This window comes from Pseudoselenomonas ruminantium, assembly GCF_900113715.1.
GTDB classification, from domain to species: domain Bacteria; phylum Bacillota; class Negativicutes; order Selenomonadales; family Selenomonadaceae; genus Selenomonas_A; species Selenomonas_A caprae.
Genome location: NZ_FOQK01000003.1, coordinates 64,819 through 85,341 on the forward strand (window position 1 = coordinate 64,819; position 20,523 = coordinate 85,341).

A 20,523-nucleotide genomic window follows, 5' to 3' on the forward strand; every position below is an offset into this window, starting at 1 on the left:
ATGCGCTCGTAGTCCAGTGGATAGGACGTTAGCCTCCGGAGCTGAAAGCGTGGGTTCGACTCCCGCCGAGCGCACCACTTTGATTCAGATAGCTTTCCGCAGTCTTCTTTATGAAGTTGCGGAAAGCTTTTTTTGTATCCTTTCTTCTGGCAAATAATATTCCCCCGTGGATAATCCACGGGGGAATATTATTTGCCAGAAACTTACTGTATTCACCAGAAGCCATTCTCATCTTCCTGTTTCTCGACCCATTTGTGCGCTACGTCTTTATTCACCCACCACTCATCGAAATAGATTTCGACATCTCTTTCGTTACTCTCATCGGAACATCTATGGGAGCCCAGCACGAAATTCCCCTCAAGGACATCACCTGGTTCGAGCCGGTTCGGTTTGGCGTAATATTTGCGTACCCAGCCACAGCTGTAGCCATGAAAAGCGGATACCACTACGCTTTTATTCACGGGATTGTAATAAACCACGGTCCCCTTTTCTGCAAATGCACTGCTCGATAGCATCAAGGTCAGCAAAAACAACAAGGGGAATACTTTTTTCAACGACATAGTCCTCACTCCTTACCAATGATTCATCCTTATACCAACCGGCTTGTCCTTGCCGAAATGTATTCTGTTCTTTATATCCCTGAAAATGGCAAAGTGTTGTCGTCTTCCCCTCATTTTTTCACTCACACGGCACCATGCTCCAAAAGATCTTCAAAGCGCTCGCGCACCTGCGGTACCGACAAACCAATGATGACCTGGATCGCACAGCCATTATGCACGAGACCATGGGCACCATGGGCCTTGAATACCTCCGGCGCGGCCAGCAGACTGTCATCCTTGACCGTCACACGCAGCCGTGTCGCACAGTTCGTCACGTCGACGATGTTTTCCCGGCCGCCGAGATCTGCGAGGAATGCCGCCGCTTCCTCCGCCAGGATATCCCCTTTCGCCTTGGCCTTGTAGTCGGCTTTGGTGTAGAGCTTGACCTCTTCATCGCCGCGGCCCGGCGTCTTGAGGTCAAGCTTCAGGATAAGCGTCCGGAACACTGCAAACCAGATTCCCGTGAAGATGAGTCCGACAACAATCTGCGTCAAATAAGTCGGCCAGTGATTCTGGAACAGCGGGATCCAGTCCTGGAACAGGGCGCAGTCTAAAAGGCGCCGCCGAAGTTTCCCGTTACGCCCAGCGCATACAGTGTGGCCGAGAGCGTACCTGCCAGCAACGCGTGAACGGCAAACAATACAGGCGCTACAAACAGGAATGTGAACTCCAGCGGTTCCGTGATGCCGCAGCAGACAGCGACCGCTGCCGCCGGGAATACCAGCGCACCGATTTTCTTGCGGTTCTCTGGCTTGGCCGTGAAGTAAAGTGCCAGCGCGATACCCGGGCAGCCAAAAATCTTGCTCATGCCATGCAGGGCAAAGCCGCCTTGCGGAAAAAGCTCAATCAACGGCTTTGTCGAAGCCGCAAACTCCTGCAGGTGCTGGAGCCAATAGACCTGGATGCCATTATCGACCACAGCCGGCCCGAAGATAAACGGCAGGTAAATGAAGTGATGCAGTCCTGTCGGAATCAAAATGCGCTCAAGGAACGTATAGACCCATACGCCGCCTACGCCTGCGCTGACCAAAAAGCCCTGCAGCGAAGCAATCGCCAGCTGGAACTGCGGCCAGACCACGCAGAACAGCAGCGCAATCGGGAACATCAGCCAGAAGCCAGCCACCACGACGAGGGACGAGCCGCGGAAAATGCCCAGGCTTTCCGGCATATTGACATCAAACAATTTCCCATGCAGCCAAACTGAAATGGCTGCAATGAGAATCGCACCGACAATACCGGTATCGAGGGTCTTGATGGTCGCCACCATCGTAAGCCCCGAGCCAGCTACGGCCTCACGCGTGAAGTCAACGCCAAAACTCGGCCCGTAGATGGACAGAATGGCACTGACGAAATAATTGAAGATGATGTAAATCAGAAAAGATTCCATACAGGCCCGAGCATTATTCTTTTTCGCCAGGCCAATCGGAAGGCCGATCGCAAACAAGAGCGGCATCTGGCGAAAAACCGTCCAGGCGCCTTCCTGGATGATATACCAGAAATTGTACCAAAGCGTGCCCTTCTCGGCGATAGGGCCGAGAAGCATCGCATTGGTGCACAGAATGGAGATTGCTACAAATATACCAAATACACCGAACATCAAAACTGGCGTGAACATCGCACCACCGAAGCGCTGGACGTTCTGCATGACAATATCTTTTGAAATCTGCATGACAAACTCTCCTATTCCCCGTCACAGGCTTTTAGTGCAGTTCCGGCCAATACGCTTTATTCGCTTCGATGAGATCATCCAGGATTGCCTTAGCTACCGACGCCGACGGCACTGTCTTCGAAAGGGTCAGCGCCTGCCAGAGTTTCTGGTAGCTGCCATTGATCCAGGCATCGACCACGAGTTTTTCCACCGATACCTGCTGCTCCATCAAGCCCTTCTGGAACTGCGGAATCTTGCCAATGCTGATTTTTTCATAGCCGTTAGCCCCGACGATGCACGGAATTTCCACCATCGCCGTCGGATCGAAATTGGCAATCGCGCCATTGTTCTCCACAATCAGCAGCATGCGTGCTTTCTGGTTTGTCGTGATGGCCTCAGCCAAATCGACGATATAGCTTGCATGGTCATCCGCCGCAAAGGCACAATCTTTCGCTGTACCTTTGTCCACGATATCCTTCGCTGCTGCAAATACATGTTTCTCACGATGCTCCATGACCTCATTAGCCCGCGTGTGGTCAGGATGCTCGTTATCATGCTGGAACACGTAATCCGGATAGAGATAATATTTGAGATACGTATTGGGCAGCGTATCGGGATCGACCGCATAGACATCTTTCGCCTTGGCAAACGTATCCTGCCAGCTGGCCTCAACATTTTTGTCATTGGGATTTACGACATAGCCGTGCTCCTTGACATGCGCCTTGATTTGCGGCATGAGGTCATGTCCCTGCTTGTCGCGGATATCACACCACCAGCCGAAATGATTGAGCCCATAGTAGCGCACCTCCATATCCTTGCGGCCATTCGGCAGCTTGAGGATTTCCGCCATGCGCTCTTCGATGCCGACAGGCATATCGCAGATATTGATGATGCGGGAATCCGGCCGCAGACGGCGCGTGGCCTCAGCAACGATAGCCGCCGGATTCGAGTAGTTGAGCATCCAGGCCTTCGGCGAATATTTTTCCATATAATCGAGAATCTCCAGAACGCCGCCGATGGAACGCATGCCATAAGCAATGCCGCCCGGGCCGCAGGTTTCCTGTCCGAAGACGCCGTGACGCATCGGGATTTTCTCATCCTTCTCACGCATCGCATATTTGCCGACCCGGATATGGGCCATGACGAAGTCCACATCGGTAAATGCTTCCTCCGGATCGGTCGTATACGAAAAAGCGATTTCCGGCGCCCGCTCCGCGAGCAGAATCTTGCAGGCTTCCGCAATCTTTTTCTGCCGCTCGGCATCGTTATCGTAGAATTTTATCTGGCGAATCGGGAACCGATCGCTGTGTTTCAAGAGCATCAGGACAATTCCTGGTGTGAAGGTACTTCCGCCGCCGGCAATAACAATCGATGACTTTTTCATAATAAAAACCCCTTTCAAAAATGATTGCCTGTGAAAAACCTTCGCGAATGGATTTCATGGCTTTATCATAATCAAAAGGAGTTACGGTTTCAATAGTTTCGGCGGGGTTCGGGAGACGTCACCCCAGCCTGTGACTTGTCACGATCTGGCGTGATATATCACATTTTACCTTAGGTATCTTCGCTGTCACCATCCTGCTCTGCCAAAAACTGCGTATAGCTGACAAACCAGATTTCCACCATCAGGAAAAAGGCCAGCGTCGACTCATAAGGACGTTTCGATGCCACGGGAAGCGCCCTAGGCGTCACATAAAGATTTTCGGTACTGAGCCGTGCCAATGAATTGCTTTGCAGCCGCGTCATCGAGATCAGTGGCACGCCTTTAGCATGCAGCGTCTTGGCAAAATCCACCACACGGTCACTCTCGCCGCTCAGTGAAATGATGACAAAGAGATCCTCAGGCGTCGCATTCTCCATCGTGATGCGAAACTCATCCGGGCCGTAAATGGTATACAGATATTGATTCATCTGCAGGAACAGCCGCGTAAGTTCATTGGCGATATTGCGCTGCACGAGCCCCGAAGCAAAGACAAACACGCGGCGGGCACGATGCATCAGCCGGTTGACACGCTCGAAATCCTGCTTGGCAATTTCCTCGCCGATGGCCTGGCACAAAGCAGTCGTCGCCTCGGCGATCGTCTGGGTAGGCTTGTCATGCGGCTTGGCATACTCCATCTTAAGCACAGCCTTCAAATCGCTGAAGCCATCAAAACCCAGCTTCTTTGCAAACCGCATCACCGTTGTGCGCGACACATGGCAGGCATCTGCCAAATCATAGATGGATATATAACAGCATTCTTCCAAATGCGCATAGATATAACGCCAAACAATCAAATCCGTATCGTTCAACCGACTCAGATTATGCTTCACCAGCTCTTCGATCTTCATGCCATCATCCCTTCTGCCAGCAATACAACCACTGCTTACAGTATAGCACATCCAGGCCAGAAACTTGACCGGTCAATTGACCAGTCAATTTGACTTGTCAATTTCTGCCCCACGAAAAATTTGCAATCCATTTCCGTCATAAAAAATCTCTAAAAAATCCTTATCGCCCTATGGTTATACCCTAATTTTATCAGTTATATCTGATAAAATTATACTTTTCCGAATAGGCTGTTTGCTTATTTCCGACGCTTTTCGCGCTCTTTTTGCTGCTGACATTTATTATAGAACGTAGAAACCGGCATGTTTATTTTCCTGGCTGCCTGGTTCAGTGAAAGCTCTCCGCGCCGCCAGGCTTGATACAAACGGGCAAATCCCTGTGGCAACGGCTTCTGCGGCCGCACAAAATCCTTGCCCGATATTTTATCCATATAAATGTTTTGCGGCTCGATTCCCATCTTCCGCATAGCGGCCAGCGGCCGCCCCAGATTCTGCTCCCGCGTGCTCACACGCACATATCCCAAGATTTGCTGCATAATAATCCTCCCCAATAAAATAATAGGGCTATGCACGCATTCAGCATGCATAGCCCCATTTATTTTACTGAGTATCTGTATTATCCCTCAATGGATTTCATCGGCATCGTTCCATTTGGCATTCTGCTTCTGCAGGGCCGCAAACGATTGACGGATTACCGGGCAGCCATAACACTCCTGCCCATCAAAAGTATCTGCTTTGGCAAAGTGTTCCATCAGATGTTTGCGGCAGGCCTCATCGACGATAGCTGGCTGAAGTTCTGCCAGCGTCTTTTTACGTTCGCCCAAAAACTGCCGCATCCACGAATTCCACTGCGCATATTGGCGATAGAGCTGACGATGCAGAAAATCAAAACCATTGCCCGCAAAATTTTCCTTGGCATTGCAGAGTACATTACAGTTGGCACATTCATAGGTCGTTACCGTCGTGGTCTTTACATGGGAGACGCACGACTTCGGCAGTGACCAGGCAAAGTAGCCTGTCACCTTCGCCATGCGCATAATATCGGCATGCTCCTTTGCCAGGCGCTCAATATTCTGCGGGATATAGTGGCGGACCGTAGCCTCCAGGTTCGCCTTGGTCGCCCGCACAGGAAACGGAATCAGCTTGCCGCACTCTTCTTCGGAATCTGCCATATTCGCCTTATGTACCATCCCTAAAATCAACAGCGTCCGCTGCTGTTTCATCAACGACAAAAATTCATTGCTATTGCTGATGCCCCGCGGATCGCCATCTTCTTCCATAGCTTTATGCAGCTCAATTGCCACCAGCAGCATGCGCTTGTGCAGTTCCAGCATTTCGCCAAACATGTCCTGCATTTCTTCGCGGAGTTTTTGCTTATCACTATCTGCCGCCATCCTGTGTCACTCCTTCAGCCCCTCACCTTACATCTAATCCCTTTTATTTTTTCGCGGTCTATTGGCAAACTCCTTTATTCTCAGCGGATAAAATACGGCTTGAGCACAATCGTCACAAAAAATACCAGCGCGGACAGCACGACGATTGTTGCCCCTGCCGCCATGTTGAAGTAATAGGCCAGAATCAAGCCACTGATGCCAGTAAGCAATGCAATGCCGATAGATACCGCATGATATTGCTTGACATTATTGGTGACGTTACGAGCTGCCGCCGCCGGCAGCACGAGGAGTGCGTTGATGATCAGGATGCCGACCCACTGGATGCTGATGGATACGACGACAGCCAGGATAGCGGCAAACATCCCCTCCACCCAAAAGGTATCCATGCCACGGCTGCGCGCAAACGAGGAATTGATCGAGAGAACCAGCAGCTTATTGTAGAGCAAAGCCCAGCCGCCAATCACCAGCAAAAAGACCAGCGCCAGCGCCTGCAGATCTTCCTCGGTGATGCTCAGCACATCACCGATAAGAAACGAGGAAAACTTATTGAAGCCGCCGCCAGCTGTCATGATCATAAGGCCCAAAGCAATCGCTGTCGATGAAAAAACACCGATAATCGTATCGGTCGAGGCCGTGCTCTTATTCTTGATATAGGTAATGCAAAGCGCAAACAATATGGAAAACGCCACCAGTGAGACAAGCGGTGAAACCACACCGAGCAGTACCCCGATGGCAATTCCCGTGAACGCACCATGACCGAGGGAATCCGAGAAAAACGCCATGCGGTTCGACACGACCATCGTGCTCAAGAGGCCAAAGAGCGGCGTTACCAGCAAGATAGCCAGCAAGGCGTTCTTCATAAACATATGGCTGGCCCATTCAAAAGGCAGCAGGGTATCCATGACACCATAAATCATTTCCATCAGCCTCTCACCTCGCTTTCCGCTTTGCTATCGTTGGCACTTCCGGCCTCGCCGCCCGCAAGCATGCCGAAAATACGGCGCGTGCGCGCATCGCCAAACACCTCTTTCGGCGTCCCATTCGTGACGACACGCTTATCCAGCAGCACGACCTGGTCGGCATGACGTGCCACCATGTTAAGATCATGCGAAATCAGGATAATGGCCATATCTTCTTTCTCACGCAAATCCGCAAGGATTTCATAAAAGAGCTCCAAACCGTTCTGGTCAACGCCCGATACCGGCTCGTCAAGCAGCAATAAATCCGGCAGCGGATCAAGGGCCAGCGCGAGCAGTACGCGCTGCAGCTCGCCGCCTGAGAGCGCACCGAGACGGCGGTCAATCAAATGCGCGGCATGGACGCGGGCCAGGCTCTTTTCGACCTGCGGCCGCAATTTCTTATCTGAGCAAAGCCAGACGGGACGTTTTGACAGGCAGGCCATAAAGATGTCCATAACGCTCGTCGGGGCGCTGACATCAAAGCGCAGATACTGCGGTACATAGCCGATGACAGGATGCCCTGTATGCTTGCCCTTGGCATCGACATAGTGGAGCTTGCCCTGATGCGGCACCTCGCCCAGGATAGCCTTTAAAAGCGTGCTCTTGCCTGCACCATTCGGGCCGATCAAAGCCGTGAGCTGCCCGCAATGGATATGGATATTCACATCCTCGAAAATGACCTGACGGCCAATCCGGACCGCAAAATCCTCGATGCGCGTACAGCAGAGCTTGGCACAATCTTCACTCGACGATGCGTGATGATGTATGATATTCTTAAACAATTTCGTTACTCCTTATATTCAACGGTTCAGCTGGCGGAACGACCGGCTCCCGGCTACAAAGCCCAATAAGGCATAAAGCAGCAATACCACGACTGAGCCCAGTGCAATCTCACTGCCACTGCCAATCCCGCGCAGCAAATAGCTCGTATGCGTAAGCGGCAGCAGTTCGATGAAATAACGCAGCAAGTCCGGCAGCGCCTGCGTCGAAAAAAAAGTGCCGCACAAAAAAGACATCGGCAGCAGGATATAGGTGTTGACCTGGCTCATTTCCTCATACGTCCGTATCTTCATCGCCGCGATGAAGCCGATTTCCGCAAAGATGATGCAGTTCAGCACCAGCACCAGCAAAAAAAGCGGCGTAAGCGTGAAATGTGCGCCAAAGGCCAAAGCCAGCACTACGATGATGGCCGAGGAAATCAGCCCGCGCAGTACAGCCGCGAGCACCTTGCCGATGACAAAGGCATCGGGCCATATCGGGGCGATGATATATTCTTCCAGACTTTTATGATAGATGCGCTCCGCATGCACCGGTGTGATGCTATTGAAGCTGATATTCATCGAATTGAGCGCCAGGATGCCTGGCACCAGAAAGTCAAGATACGTCCCTGACTCCACCTGGATGCTGCGCCCCAACCCCCAGCCAAAAGCGACGAGATAGAGCATCGGGGCCACCATGCGCGACAAGATGAATTTCGTCAGCCGGCGCTTCAGTACAACCCAGTCGCGCCAAAATACCGTCCAGATATCGTAAAGCATCAGATGCCCTCCTTTCGCCCGGTAAGCTCGATGAATACATCCTCGAGATTGGTCGGCCGTATGAGAATTGAGCCCTCGCCTGCCTGCCGGCCAGCAAAGACAGCTGCGGCCTGTTTTTCGGCAAAGAACTTGTACGCACGCCCTGCACTGCCATCCCACTCTACCGTATAACGCCCCAGCTGTTCACAGAAATTTTCCGGCGTATCGAGAGCCACGAGTCTGCCCTTATTGAGGATAGCCACACGGTCACAGAGATTTTCTGCTTCCTCGATATAATGCGTCGTCAAAAAGACCGTGACGCCGTCACGAGCCATCTGCCGGATTAGCTCCCAAATCCGGCGGCGAACCTGCGGGTCAAGTGCGACCGTCGGCTCATCCATGAACAGGATGCGCGGGCGATGCAACAGCGCGCGCGCAATCAGCAGGCGGCGCTTCATGCCCCCCGACAGGCGGCGGACGCCATCGTTCACCACATCCGTAAGCTCGACATACGCCAGCAGCTCACGGATGCGCTGCCGCCGCTCCGCGCCCCGCATATGGTGCAGCCGTGCATGCAGCGCAAGATTCTCGCCAACCGTCAAGTCCTGATCGAAATTCACATGCTGCGGCACCACGCCAATGACACTCTTGAGCGCCTGTGCATGCTCCGCCAAATCCATATCCTTATAGCGGATATGACCGCTTGTCGGCTGCGTCTGCATCGTCAGCATACGGATGGTTGTCGTCTTGCCTGCGCCATTCGGGCCCAGCAAGCCAAAAATCTCCCCGGCCCCAATGGCCAGCGAGAGATTATCGACTGCTGTCTTTTCACTATTCTTCCCCGCCTTCGTCTTATGCGGAAACTTTTTTGTCAAATTTTCTATGGTTATCATGACGTATCTCCCATATCTTCTACTATAATATTGTAGCAAATTCGTCAAGACTTGGACTTTCCTGTAAAATTCCGCTACAATAGATTCTAGCAGAATCAACAAGGAGATGTAAACATGACCGATAAACAAATCAATCTTTCCCCCGCAGAAGCCCAGCGCATGACGCGCAGCATCCAGGCCCTGCAGAAGCGCCTGCGCGATATGCACGCGCAGCGCGATGCCATAAACCTGGCACTGGCGCGCGTGACGCCAGACAATCTCGGCCTGGCCTTGACACAGAAGAAGAATCTAAAAGCACTCAGCACTGCTTACGACAAGCTCACACAGGAAACCAGCTGCCTTGACCCGCTCGATGCCGCTCAGGTACTCGAAGAAGAATACAACTACATCCTGACCATCGGCAACGTTCTCGAAACGACACGCGAGCTCAAAAAAACTGCGCATCTTCATGATAGCAACCGCGAGGCCATCCGCGAAGGTCTCGTAAAATTCTACGATGGCCTGCGGGCCGAACTTGCCGCAGCTGAAACTGCCGCGAAAGCGAAACAAGGAGGTGCCCCCTTACGTTGACCCGTCAGATTTTATCCACACTGCTGCTGTCGGCCACGCTGCTGCTCGCTGGCTGCGCCGGCCAGACGCCAAGCCCTGCTGCCGAACCCGAGTCCTCTGCGGATAGCTCCGCAGCTGCCGCAGAAACCACAGCACCAGCCTATATCACAGCCGATGATAGCTTTACCAACCTGCAGCTTGATACGCCGGCTATGCCTGTCTACGACAGCTATACCATCACCGAGCGCCGCGCCAAGAATCTCCCCACACAGCTGCCGCAGCTCACCCCCTATAAAGACGGCAAGGTGGCCTATCTGACGTTTGACGATGGCCCCGACAACAAGAACACGCCCGCCATCCTCGACATCCTGAAGGAAAACGATGTGCCCGCCACCTTCTACGTGACTGGTGCGCATGCCGAGCTGCACCCCGATGTCCTGAAGCGCATTTTCGCCGAGCATCATGCCATCGGCAACCACAGCTATGACCACGATTACCGCAAGCTCTATCCAGCGATTGATGGCTTCCTTGGCGAAATGCAAAAAACCGATGATATCATCAAAAATATCATCGGTGTGCGCCCGCTTATCCTGCGGGCTCCAGGTGGTGTCATCGGCAACTTCACGTCAGCTTACCCGCCCGCACTTGCAGCCAGCGGCTATGTCGAACACGATTGGAATGTCAGCTCAGCTGACGCCGCCCCCGGTCATCCGACCGCTCAGGATTTCATCGGCAATATCGACAGCCAGACGGATAACAAGGACTTTGCCATCATTCTGATGCACAGCTCCGAAGGCCATGAGGAAACAGTCAAAGCTTTGCCGGAAATCATCCGCATCCTCAAGGCCAAAGGCTTTTCCTTCGGCGTCATCACACCGATGACGCCTCAGCCTTGGTAAGTCTCAAAGGTTTTCCAGCAGGCGGATTTCATTCTTGAGAATGTATTCCTGCTTCCCAGGCATACGGCCATTGACGAGATAGGCAAACGCCAAATCTACCGCCAGATGCCCTTGCCGGTACGGATGCTGGAAAATCGTGGCCCGCACCACACCAAACTTCATCATTTCCACGGTCGTTGGCACGCTGTCAAAAGCGATGACCATCGGCCGTTTTTCTTTGGGCAGCTGCATGACCGCACGGCCAATCCCATAAACGCCAGCAGCCAGGGAAACCAGTGCCGTCGTCTCAGGATGCGCCAAAAGAAACGCCTTCGTACGCTCATAGGCGAAGATCTCATCATCTTCATGTTCGATGACGTCGATGACATGGAAATTCTCGACCCGCTGCATGCGATGCATGAACCCATCGAGACGCTGCTTATGGCCAAGCACCTGCCGGCTGCCAAGGATCAAGCCAATCTCAGCGCTGCGGCCAATCATAGCCTCCAGCAAAGCGCAGGACGTGATGCCGCCATTATAATAATCACTGCCGACATAGCAATGGCGTTTTGACCCGTCCACATCGTTATTGACATTGACGACAAAGATGCCCGCCGCCACCAATTCGTCGATCTTAGCAATAACACGCGCATCATTGATAGGATTGAGAATCAGCGCCTTGACCTCTGGCTGCAATTCTTCCATGAGCCGCAGCTGTTCCTCTGGCTGATAGCCTTTCATCGTGCGGATGTCTACCTGCAAGCCATAAACTGCATACTCCCTTGCCGCATCCTTCATGCCCTCTATCACCTTGTCAAAAAAAGCATTGCCCTCCGACGATAAAATCACGCCGATGATGGGCCGATTCTTGCGGGCCGCTAATGCTTTGCCAGCCGGATTCGGCTCATAGCCCAGCTGCTTAGCCATCTTGCGGATATGCTCAGCTGTTTCAGCATTGACACGGCCACGGCCATTCAAGGCACGGTCAACCGTCCCGCGCGATACGCCGCAAAGCTCAGCAATTTTCTTCATGGTAACCATACTATCATCTCGCTATCCTGCATAATCCCTTATTCTCGTTCCTTATGATATCCGTATTTTAGCAAGTTTTTCCGCTTTCGTAAATAACAAATCCTTTTAATAAACAAAAGCCTCCTCTGTCATCTCTGGCAGAAGAGGCTTTCGTGCTCCATCAGCAAAGTTCGATATTCTCTCCCTGCAAGCCAATCCAAGCGCCATCGCGGTCAAGACCGCTCTCCTTGTGGGCGATCAGCCATTTGTTGTCCGCAAACAGCAGCCGGTCCTCGGCCTGCTGGCCGGGCTTTTCCCGCAGTTCCTCATTCGTCCCTTTCGGCAAGACAACACCGCAGCGGAACTCCTGGCCCTCCTTGCCGCACGGCGCATAATGAAGCGTCGTCGCATAAAGCTCGACTGCCGTGCCTGCCGGCACGAAAAATACCTCCATCTTGCTCGTATCATAGGTATTCGTCTCATAGTCGATATCCTGCTGGCGGCCCAAGATCAGATAAAGGTCTGTCGCTGCTATATCGATTTCCGAAGAGCGATGATACTCAACGGCATTGAGCTTCTCATTCCAGCCACTGCAATGACCGAACTCAATGGCCTGCTCACCATAGGTCTTATCCTTGAGCTCCTGATAGAGCGGCAATTCCTCAAACGCACGGACTGACGGCTCATAGACCACTTCGCCTTTCTTCACAGCCGGACGGGCTTTGATTGTCTCCACAAAATCTGAGACATCCAATGGCAGAACACGGCCATACGTACGAAATTCTTTTTCTTTGACACTGCTGATTTTCATTTTCTGCACCTCGCGATTCTATTCATCCCATTATTTTTCTAATTCTTTGTAGCTGAAATAGTCAAAGTCCGCAGGCAGCGCCGTGCCCGTGATATCGATGCAATTCATGCCGACAAATGCCCCGGTAAAGAAGCCGCCGCCCCGCACATAATCGTCGGACAGCTTCCAGCTAGCCAGCGTAACCGGAAGGAACGTAAACGATTCGCCATCAAAGGAATACCCATAACGGTAGCTCCGGCCACGTACCTCCGCTTTGAAATGGACCGTCTTCACATCCTCCGGCACAGGGATTTCCTGCCCGGCAAGCGGCATCGAGAAGCTGCCATTATCGGCAATGACCAGATCGATACAGCGTCCCTTGCTCTCATTCCAGGTCACATGGATGCTCGACCAGTTCTCCGTATTATAGTAGCAGGTCATGCCCGCCATCTGCTGGAACGATTTTGGCTGGAATTCTACGCTCGTCTGCGCATCAAAGGCAAACGACTGCCAACGGCGGGCCACATGTGCCTGCGTGAATTTCGACTGCAGGGATTCGCGGCCGTAGAGCCGCAGGAATCCTGGACGGGCCGTAAGGCTGCCGAGCGTTTCCGTAAACGGAATCCGCAGCGTCTGGAAATTGATATTTAAGTCCGTAGAATCAAAATCATCTACTTCTTCATAGGTTGCTGCCCATTCCTGCACCGGAAGATCCGGAGCCTCGACCTCCAGGCTGCCCTGACGGCCACCCACTACCACCGGCCAGCCATCGTGCCACTCGATTTTCTCGATAGCGGTCTCACGGCCCAGCGGACAATAGGCATGCTGCTCACGCTCGCGGCTCGGGAAACCTGATGGTGCCGGAAGCGGCCGTCCCGTCAAGTGCGCCAGATACCACTCGCCCCCCTGCGTTTGCACCAGCGAAGCATGCCCGCATTTCTGCAGTGGATTATGAATATCCGTCCAGGCAGACAGCATGGGGTAATCGGGCTGGATTTCATAGGGCCCATGGATATCCTTGCTCCGTGCGATGGTCTCCGAATGCTGATACGTCGTACCGCCCTCAGCTGTCATCAGATAATACATGCCATTGATGTGGTAAAGATGCGGGCCTTCGGTGTAGGCAATATCCGTGCCCTTGTAGATGATTTCCGGCTGGCCAATGAGCTTTTCTTCCGCCACCGAATATTCCTGCAAAGCGATACCATAGAAATTATGATGGTAGACGCGCTGATCCCAATACATATTGACCAGATATTTGCGGCCGCTCGGGTCATGGAAAAGCGACGCATCAAATCCTGCCCCATTCAAAAGGATTGGCTTTGACCACGGCCCTTTGATATCTTCGGCCGTCGTAAGATAATTATGGCAGTCCTTCCACATGCCATCGACGACCTTGACATCGGTGTAAATGAGCCAGAACTTGCCATCGGCATAGCTAAGATCCGGTGCCCAGATCCCGCCCGAATCCGGATTGCCCTTCATATCGAGCATTTCCACGGTATCAAGCGGATGGGCAATAAGATGCCAATGCACGAGATCCCTGGAATGATGGATCTGCACGCCCGGAAACCATTCAAATGTCGACGTGGCAATGTAGTAGTCATCCCCAGCCCGCACGATGCTCGGGTCGGGATTGAAACCTTTCAAGATTGGATTCTGTATCTTCATGATAAATGCTCCTTTTTACATAGTCCCTGTTGCCGGCGTTCCTTCATGTTCCTGCGCCTGCTCCTGTGCATGGCGGCTCTCAAGCTCCGTCACGATCTCATGATAACGCGCATCATCGAGGCCATAGAAGCAGATATCGATAAACGCCACAGCGAGGAACAGCAGCGGAATGAGCGTCGTCGTCAGCAAAATGCCCTGCAGGGCCTCAGGCGTCTGCACCTGATTGGCCACATAGCCAAACCGCGCCAGCATGAAGCCCGGAACGATACCGCCGAGCGCAAGCCCAAACTTGAAGAAGAAACCGATGATTGCATAAATCATACCGCTAAGCCGCTTACCTGTCTTGTACTCACCATACTCGATGGTCTCAGGAATCAGCGCCCACATAAAGCCGCCGGCGACGATGATACCGCACGAACCAATGAAGCGCGCGATGAGCACCAGCGTGATATTTTCAGCCGGCACCAGATAGGTGACGATACAGCCCACCATGCCAAGTACCAGCGAGATGCGCAGCAGATTGATCTTGCCGACGAGCTTGTTGAACGTCGGTACCAGTGGCAGCAGGAAGAAGGCCGGCAGAGTACCGATGAGGCCAAACCACTGGATGAGATCCGGACGGTTGCAGTTATAGGTAATGAAGTATGTGCCAATGGAATTCGTGACTGCCATCATACCAAAGAGGATGATAAAGAACAAACTAAGGACAACCAGCGGACGATTGACCTTGAACTGCTTGAATACATCGACAAAACGCAGCTTCTCATCATTGGACGGATCGATCTTGATGCGCTCCTTCGTCTGCGAGAAGCAGTAGAGCAGCAGCAAAGCGCCAATGACGCTGTAAAGCCCCATGGTTACCTGCCAGCCAAACCGTGACTCCTCGCCCGTATAGCTGCCCGAAATCATCGTAACCAGTACCGGAATGCCAAACGAAACGATAAGGCCGCCCAGATTGGCACAGAGCATGCGGATAGAAGTCATGCTGACGACTTCCTTGTTATCACGGGTCATAGCTGCCGTAAGCGCTCCATACGGAATGTTGATGGTTGTATAGACCAGCGACAGACCGATATAGGTCGCATACGCATAGATAATGCTCGCGCCCTGCGTAAGCTCCGGCGTGCTGAAGCAAAGGATGCCGAGCACCGCAAACGGGAAGGCACCATAGAGCAGATAGGGACGGAACTTGCCATATTTAAAGGTATGCTTATCCACAAACGTACCGACAATCGGATCGACAATGGCATCCATCACGCGCACGATCAGGAACATTGTCGCGACAATTTCCGCTGGCAAGCCATAAACATTGGTATAGAAAAACAAGAGATACGTACAAACCGTGGTATAGATGAGGTTGCATGCCAGGTCGCCCATAGCGTAGCCTGTCTTTTCCCGCATGCTCAGCTTATAATTTTTCAAAGCTTCCATTTTTTCTCCCTCTCCCAGCTTTATCAACAGCCGATATGACGCAGTTTCTTACCATCCATCAAATTCTTTTCGATATTTTCCAATGTGACGTTTTTCGTCTCCGGCACATAAGCAAGCGTCAGGACGATAAAGAGTCCATTGAGCAGTGCATAAAGCCAGAATGTATGCGCCGATCCCAATGTATCGACAAGCGTCAGGAACGTTGCACCGACAATCGCACAGGTAATCCAATTCGTCATCGTCGAGCAAGCCACGCCAAATTCACGAGACTTGAGCGGCTGGATTTCCGAGCAGAGCACCCAGACAATCGGCCCTGCACTCATGCCAAAACCAGCAATGCTGACCATCGTCATGATAGCAGCCAGATACGAAACCGACACATCCGCCGTACCAGCTTCAAGCATCGACATGCAGACACCTACCACTGCCATGGACAGTGCCATAACCCCAAAGCCAATCTTAAGCGTCGGCTTACGGCCATTCTTATCCACCATAAAGATGGCAATAAACGTCGACAATACAAAGACAATACCATTGATAACCGTGCCGATCATCTGGTCTTCGGTCGTAGAGAATCCGGCCAGGCTCAGGATTTTCGGTGAATAATACATGATGACATTAAAGCCCGTAAACTGCTGCATGGCCTGCAGCAGCACGCCGAGGAACACCGCCCGGCGGACATTCTTGTTCGCCTTGAACAAGGCCCAGCCATCCTGCTTGATTTTAAGAGCTTCCTTGATCTCCATAAGCTCTTCTGCTGCTGCCTGCGCACTGCCATGCAGGGAATCGAGGACATGCGATGCTTCCTCCAAGCGGCCAACAGCCGCCAGCCAGCGCGGGCTGTCCGGCAAGCGGAGGACCGTCAGCAGCAGCAGTACGGCCGGCAACGCTATGATCATCAACATCATGCGCCAATTGCCCGTGTAACTGAACGCCGTATCCGACAGGAACGCTGCCAGGATTCCCACCGTTACCATCAGCTGATAACCGGATATCACTCGTCCCCGTGCATTCTTATCCGACATTTCTGCTAAATACAGCGGGGCTGTATAAGACGCAATGCCAACGGACAATCCAAGGATCAGCCGGAAGCCAATAAGCATATCGGCGCTGACAGCAAAGCCTGACCCCAGCGAACCGATGATAAAGAGTGCGGCACCGATCATCAAGCTCTTCTTACGGCCAATCTTCTTGGCCATGACCGACGCAATGATAGCACCGGTTGCGGCGCCGACCATCATCGAACTGACTACCCATTCCTGCGCGGCACTGGTAAGATTCCATTCCTGACTGATGAACGGCAGTGCCCCGGAAATAACCCCCTGATCGAGGCCAAAGAGCAAGCCAGCCATGCCGGCCGCAAAGTAGATAAACATGCGGACATGCGCTACCGCCCGCTTTGTCTCCTGCTCCTCAGCCATATCTTTTGCGATTGAAGCCCCCATGAGCGAATCCCTCCCTTATAATACAGCCAAATCACTATAGCATTCTTTGAGCTGGACATATAGCTTCTGATAGAGTTTGTGGCCTTTTTCATAATACGCATGCGCTGCCGGGTCCGGCTGGCACCAGGTATCCTGCTCAATAAACTGGCGGCAAGCCGATGGCACATCACGGAAGATACCTGCTCCAACACCAGCCAGGATAGCCACGCCAAGTGCCGGCCCTTCCTGTGCCTTGATGGTCTTGACCTCGCAATTGTACATATCAGCCAGCATCTGCCGCCAGATGCGGCTCTTGCCACCACCGCCACAAGCCATCATCTCATTGACATCGACGTGCATCTCTTTAAGAATACCGAAGCAATCCGCCAGTGAATAGCTGACGCCTTCCATGACCGCCCGCAGCATATCTGCTTTCGTATGGATAGCCGACAGGCCAAAGAACACGCCCCGGCACTCCGGATTCAGATGCGGGGTACGCTCCCCCATCAAATATGGCAGATAGAGCAGCCGATGGCTGCCGATTGGCACCTTGGCAACATCTTCATTGATAAGGTCATAGGCATCGACCTTTTTGAGCACTGCATCATTCTTATACTTTTCAGCCAGATTGTCGCGAAACCATTTGAGGGATAATCCCGCCGCCTGCGTAACTCCCATGACATGCCAGCAGCCCGGCACCGCACAGCAGAACGTATGGACACGTCCCTTGGGATCGATACGCGGCGTACTTGTATGCGCAAAAACGACCCCGCTCGTACCGATGGTCGTAAACGCACGACCGTCTTCGACAATACCTGTCCCCACAGCAGCCGCCGCATTGTCCCCAGCGCCACCGACCACCACCGTATCGACGGTAAGGCCTGTGCGCTCCGCGAACTCAGCCGTGATATGACCGGTCACCTCTGGCGATTCGTAGACCTTCGGCAGCAAGGCTTCATCAATCTCCAATTTCTCCAGGATCTCCTTGGACCAGCAGCGGTTCGGCACGTCCAGGAGCTGCATGCCGCTCGCATCGGAGACCTCCGTCGCATAGTCACCAGTCATGCGGAAACGCACATAATCCTTCGGCAGCAAGATATGACGGCAAGCCCGGTAATTTTCGGCCTCATGATTGCGGACCCATAGGATCTTCGATGCCGTGAAGCCCGTAAGTGCCGGATTCGCCGTGATCTCGATCAGGCGCTCTTTGCCGACCCGCCGGGTGATTTCCTCACACTCCTTGCCAGTGCGCTGATCGCACCAGATGATTGCCGGACGGATGACCTCGTTCTGCGCATTGAGCATGACCAGCCCATGCATCTGCCCCGAAAGACCAATCCCCTTGATGTCCGCAGCCGGTACACCTGACGTACGGACCACATCCTTCACCGTCTTCAAAACTGCCCCATACCAATCGAGCGGTTCCTGTTCCGCCCAGCCGTTTTGCGGCTGATAAAGCGGATATTCCTGTGAAGATGACCGCACGACCCGACAGTTCTCATCGAAAAGCACTGTCTTGGTGGCTGAGGTACCGATGTCGATACCGATAAGATATTTCATAAATCCTGCCCCCCTGTTTATCCAGCTTCCGTATTGCGTGCTTATGCACGCTCAAGCTTGACACCAATATAGCACAAGATAAAACAAGCGTCAATACGAATTTTTATTTTTCTAAAAATTTGTTAAAGCGCTTAAATAATAATAAACTTGCGCATTATATGATTGCTTTTACAAAAAACGCCCTATTAACGCGCCAAATAAAAATAAAACAATTGACAATATGTTTTCTCAGTGCTATGCTATTAACCGAAATAAGGCGTGCACATGAACGCACGCAAAACCAATATCTAGTTGTGATTGTATTAAAAAAGGAGCGTTTTATCATGACCATGAGCAACATCCCAACTGTCAAATGCGGTATCTTGTCTGTCAGCCGCGACTGCTTCATCATCTCCATGTCGGAGAACCGCCGCCATGCTATCGCAGAAAGCTACGCAAAAAAATACGGCTCTCTCTACGAAGTGAAGAAAACCGTTGAAAACGAAACCGATATGCTCGCTGCCGTCAAGGAAGCCAAAGACGCAGGCTGCAACGCACTGGTCGTCTTCCTCGGCAACTTTGGCCCGGAAACCCCCGAGACACTCATTGCCAAAGAATTTGACGGGCCGGTCATGTATGTATCGGCAGCCGAAGAAAGCGGCAAAGACCTCATCAACGGCCGCGGCGATGCCTACTGCGGCATGCTGAACTGCTCGTATAACCTCGGGCTGCGTCATCTGAAGGCCTTCATCCCTGAGTACCCGGTAGGCACAGCCGACGATATCTCCACCATGATCGCCGAGTTCCAGCCAATCGCCCGCACGCTCATCGGTCTTTCCCATCTCAAGATCATCACCTTCGGCCCGCGTCCGCAGGATTTCTTCGCCTGCAATGCACCGATCCAGCCGCTCTACGACCTCGGTGTGGAAATCGAGGAAAACTCGGAGCTCGACCTGCTCGTTGCTTACCGCGCCCACAAGGATGATCCGCGCATCACAGCCATCGTCGAAGATATGGCCAAAGAGCTCGGCCACGAGGGCAACCCATATCCGGAAATGCTGCCACGCATGGCTCAGTTCGAGCTTACCCTCAAGGATTGGATGGCTGAACACAAGGGCTCGCGTGACTATGTCGCCTTTGCCGATAAATGCTGGCCAGCCTTCCCGAAGGAGTTCGGGTTCGAGCCCTGCTATGTCAACAGCCGCATGGTCTCCCAGGGCATCCCGGTCTCCTGCGAGGTCGATATCTACGGCGCACTCAGCGAATACATCGGCCTCTGCGTCAGCGGCGATGCAGTGACGCTGCTCGACATCAACAATAGCGTCCCGAAAGATCTCTACGAAGCCGATATCAAACCTTCGACCAGCTACAAACTCGAAGATACCTTCATGGGCTTCCACTGTGGCAACACACCGCTCTGCAAGCTCCGCAAAGGCGGCGTGAAGTATCAGCTGATCCAGAACCGCCTGCTTGAAAACGGCGGCAAGCCAGACTTCACGCGTGGTACTCTCGAGGGCGACATCGCAGCAGGCGACATCACCTTCTTCCGCCTGCAAAGCACCTCCGATGGCCAGCTGCGCGCCTATGTTGCCGAGGGCGAAGTCCTGCCGGCATCGACGCATTCCTTCGGCGGTATCGGTATTTTCGCGATTCCAGAGATGGGCCGCTTCTACCGCCATGTGCTGATCCAGAAACGCTATCCGCACCACGGTGCCGTAGCCTTCGGCCACTTCGGCAAGGCACTCTGGTCCGTCTTCCAGTACCTCGGGCTCACAGATATCGCTTTCAACCAGCCAAAGGGCATGCTCTATCCGACGGAAAATCCCTTTGCTTGATATTCCCTTTCCACAAACAAATTCCCATAGAAAAAAGGCAGCTGTCGTCACAGCTGC

Annotated in this window: 18 protein-coding genes, 1 tRNA gene and 1 pseudogene; 4 read left to right on the top strand and 16 right to left on the bottom strand. The window is 52.8% G+C overall.

All coding sequences use genetic code 11. The features are described from left to right. Nucleotides 1-2: 2 nt before the first annotated feature. Nucleotides 3-77 (top strand) — tRNA-Arg (locus BM181_RS02375). Between the two features lie 135 nt (nt 78-212). On the opposite strand, the gene BM181_RS02380 is transcribed toward BM181_RS02375, so the two are convergent. The 10 genes and pseudogenes from BM181_RS02380 to BM181_RS02425 form a co-directional block, all read right to left on the bottom strand. Next, a complete protein-coding gene (locus tag BM181_RS02380; protein ID WP_075442109.1) occupies nt 213-560 on the bottom strand; it encodes a hypothetical protein in 348 nt (115 codons plus the stop codon). 122 nt (nt 561-682) lie between these two features. After that, nucleotides 683-2,268 (bottom strand): annotated as a pseudogene (locus BM181_RS02385) (alpha-glucoside-specific PTS transporter subunit IIBC). 31 nt (nt 2,269-2,299) lie between these two features. Beyond that, nucleotides 2,300-3,631, bottom strand: a complete 1,332-nt coding sequence (locus BM181_RS02390; RefSeq protein WP_075442111.1) for a 6-phospho-alpha-glucosidase — start codon at nt 3,629-3,631, stop codon at nt 2,300-2,302. A 170-nt stretch (nt 3,632-3,801) separates the two neighbouring features. Beyond that, nucleotides 3,802-4,578 (bottom strand): MurR/RpiR family transcriptional regulator, encoded by a 777-nt coding sequence (locus BM181_RS02395; protein ID WP_075442113.1) that lies wholly within the window; start codon nt 4,576-4,578, stop codon nt 3,802-3,804. Between the two features lie 236 nt (nt 4,579-4,814). Further along, the gene (locus BM181_RS02400) at nt 4,815-5,111 is read right to left on the bottom strand and encodes a recombinase family protein (protein ID WP_075442115.1); all 297 of its coding nucleotides are present in this window, start codon (nt 5,109-5,111) and stop codon (nt 4,815-4,817) included. Between the two features lie 87 nt (nt 5,112-5,198). After that, nucleotides 5,199-5,969, bottom strand: a complete 771-nt coding sequence (locus BM181_RS02405) for a hypothetical protein (protein ID WP_075442117.1) — start codon at nt 5,967-5,969, stop codon at nt 5,199-5,201. An 80-nt stretch (nt 5,970-6,049) separates the two neighbouring features. Then, on the bottom strand, nt 6,050-6,892 hold the full coding sequence (locus tag BM181_RS02410; RefSeq protein WP_075442119.1) for a metal ABC transporter permease: 843 nt from the start codon (nt 6,890-6,892) through the stop codon (nt 6,050-6,052). Further along, nucleotides 6,892-7,710, bottom strand: a complete 819-nt coding sequence (locus BM181_RS02415) for a metal ABC transporter ATP-binding protein (protein ID WP_075442120.1) — start codon at nt 7,708-7,710, stop codon at nt 6,892-6,894. Before BM181_RS02415 ends, BM181_RS02410 begins: the two co-directional genes overlap by 1 nt. An 18-nt stretch (nt 7,711-7,728) precedes the next feature. Beyond that, on the bottom strand, nt 7,729-8,466 hold the full coding sequence (locus BM181_RS02420) for an ABC transporter permease (protein ID WP_075442122.1): 738 nt from the start codon (nt 8,464-8,466) through the stop codon (nt 7,729-7,731). Next, entirely contained in the window at nt 8,466-9,338 is an 873-nt protein-coding gene (locus tag BM181_RS02425; RefSeq protein WP_075442124.1) for an ABC transporter ATP-binding protein, read from the bottom strand. Before BM181_RS02425 ends, BM181_RS02420 begins: the two co-directional genes overlap by 1 nt. Nucleotides 9,339-9,452: 114 nt before the next feature. Between BM181_RS02425 and BM181_RS02430 the strand changes: the two genes are divergently transcribed. Both BM181_RS02430 and BM181_RS02435 read left to right on the top strand, forming a co-directional pair. Beyond that, nucleotides 9,453-9,908 carry a sporulation-specific protein 15 gene (locus tag BM181_RS02430; RefSeq protein ID WP_075442126.1) on the top strand — a complete coding sequence of 152 codons (456 nt, stop codon included), beginning with the start codon at nt 9,453-9,455 and terminating at the stop codon, nt 9,906-9,908. Continuing rightward, nucleotides 9,905-10,786 carry a polysaccharide deacetylase family protein gene (locus BM181_RS02435; RefSeq protein WP_075442128.1) on the top strand — a complete coding sequence of 294 codons (882 nt, stop codon included), beginning with the start codon at nt 9,905-9,907 and terminating at the stop codon, nt 10,784-10,786. Before BM181_RS02430 ends, BM181_RS02435 begins: the two co-directional genes overlap by 4 nt. Nucleotides 10,787-10,789: 3 nt before the next feature. Here the strand turns inward: BM181_RS02435 and BM181_RS02440 are convergent, their stop codons facing one another. The 6 genes from BM181_RS02440 to xylB form a co-directional block, all read right to left on the bottom strand. Continuing rightward, nucleotides 10,790-11,806, bottom strand: a complete 1,017-nt coding sequence (locus BM181_RS02440; RefSeq protein ID WP_075442130.1) for a LacI family DNA-binding transcriptional regulator — start codon at nt 11,804-11,806, stop codon at nt 10,790-10,792. A gap of 151 nt (nt 11,807-11,957) precedes the next feature. Then, a complete protein-coding gene (locus BM181_RS02445; protein ID WP_075442132.1) occupies nt 11,958-12,587 on the bottom strand; it encodes a DUF4867 family protein in 630 nt (209 codons plus the stop codon). Nucleotides 12,588-12,617: 30 nt separating this feature from the next. Further along, nucleotides 12,618-14,237 (bottom strand): glycoside hydrolase family 43 protein, encoded by a 1,620-nt coding sequence (locus BM181_RS02450; protein ID WP_075442134.1) that lies wholly within the window; start codon nt 14,235-14,237, stop codon nt 12,618-12,620. A 15-nt stretch (nt 14,238-14,252) separates the two neighbouring features. Further along, the gene (locus tag BM181_RS02455) at nt 14,253-15,668 is read right to left on the bottom strand and encodes a glycoside-pentoside-hexuronide (GPH):cation symporter (RefSeq protein ID WP_075442136.1); all 1,416 of its coding nucleotides are present in this window, start codon (nt 15,666-15,668) and stop codon (nt 14,253-14,255) included. 23 nt (nt 15,669-15,691) lie between these two features. Further along, entirely contained in the window at nt 15,692-17,113 is a 1,422-nt protein-coding gene (locus BM181_RS02460; protein ID WP_082336120.1) for a sugar porter family MFS transporter, read from the bottom strand. A gap of 15 nt (nt 17,114-17,128) precedes the next feature. Then, a complete protein-coding gene (xylB, locus tag BM181_RS02465) occupies nt 17,129-18,652 on the bottom strand; it encodes a xylulokinase (RefSeq protein WP_075442138.1) in 1,524 nt (507 codons plus the stop codon). A gap of 323 nt (nt 18,653-18,975) precedes the next feature. On the opposite strand from xylB, the gene BM181_RS02470 reads away from it, so the two are divergent. Continuing rightward, nucleotides 18,976-20,466 (top strand): L-fucose/L-arabinose isomerase family protein, encoded by a 1,491-nt coding sequence (locus BM181_RS02470; RefSeq protein ID WP_075442140.1) that lies wholly within the window; start codon nt 18,976-18,978, stop codon nt 20,464-20,466. The last annotated feature ends 57 nt before the right edge of the window (nt 20,467-20,523 follow it).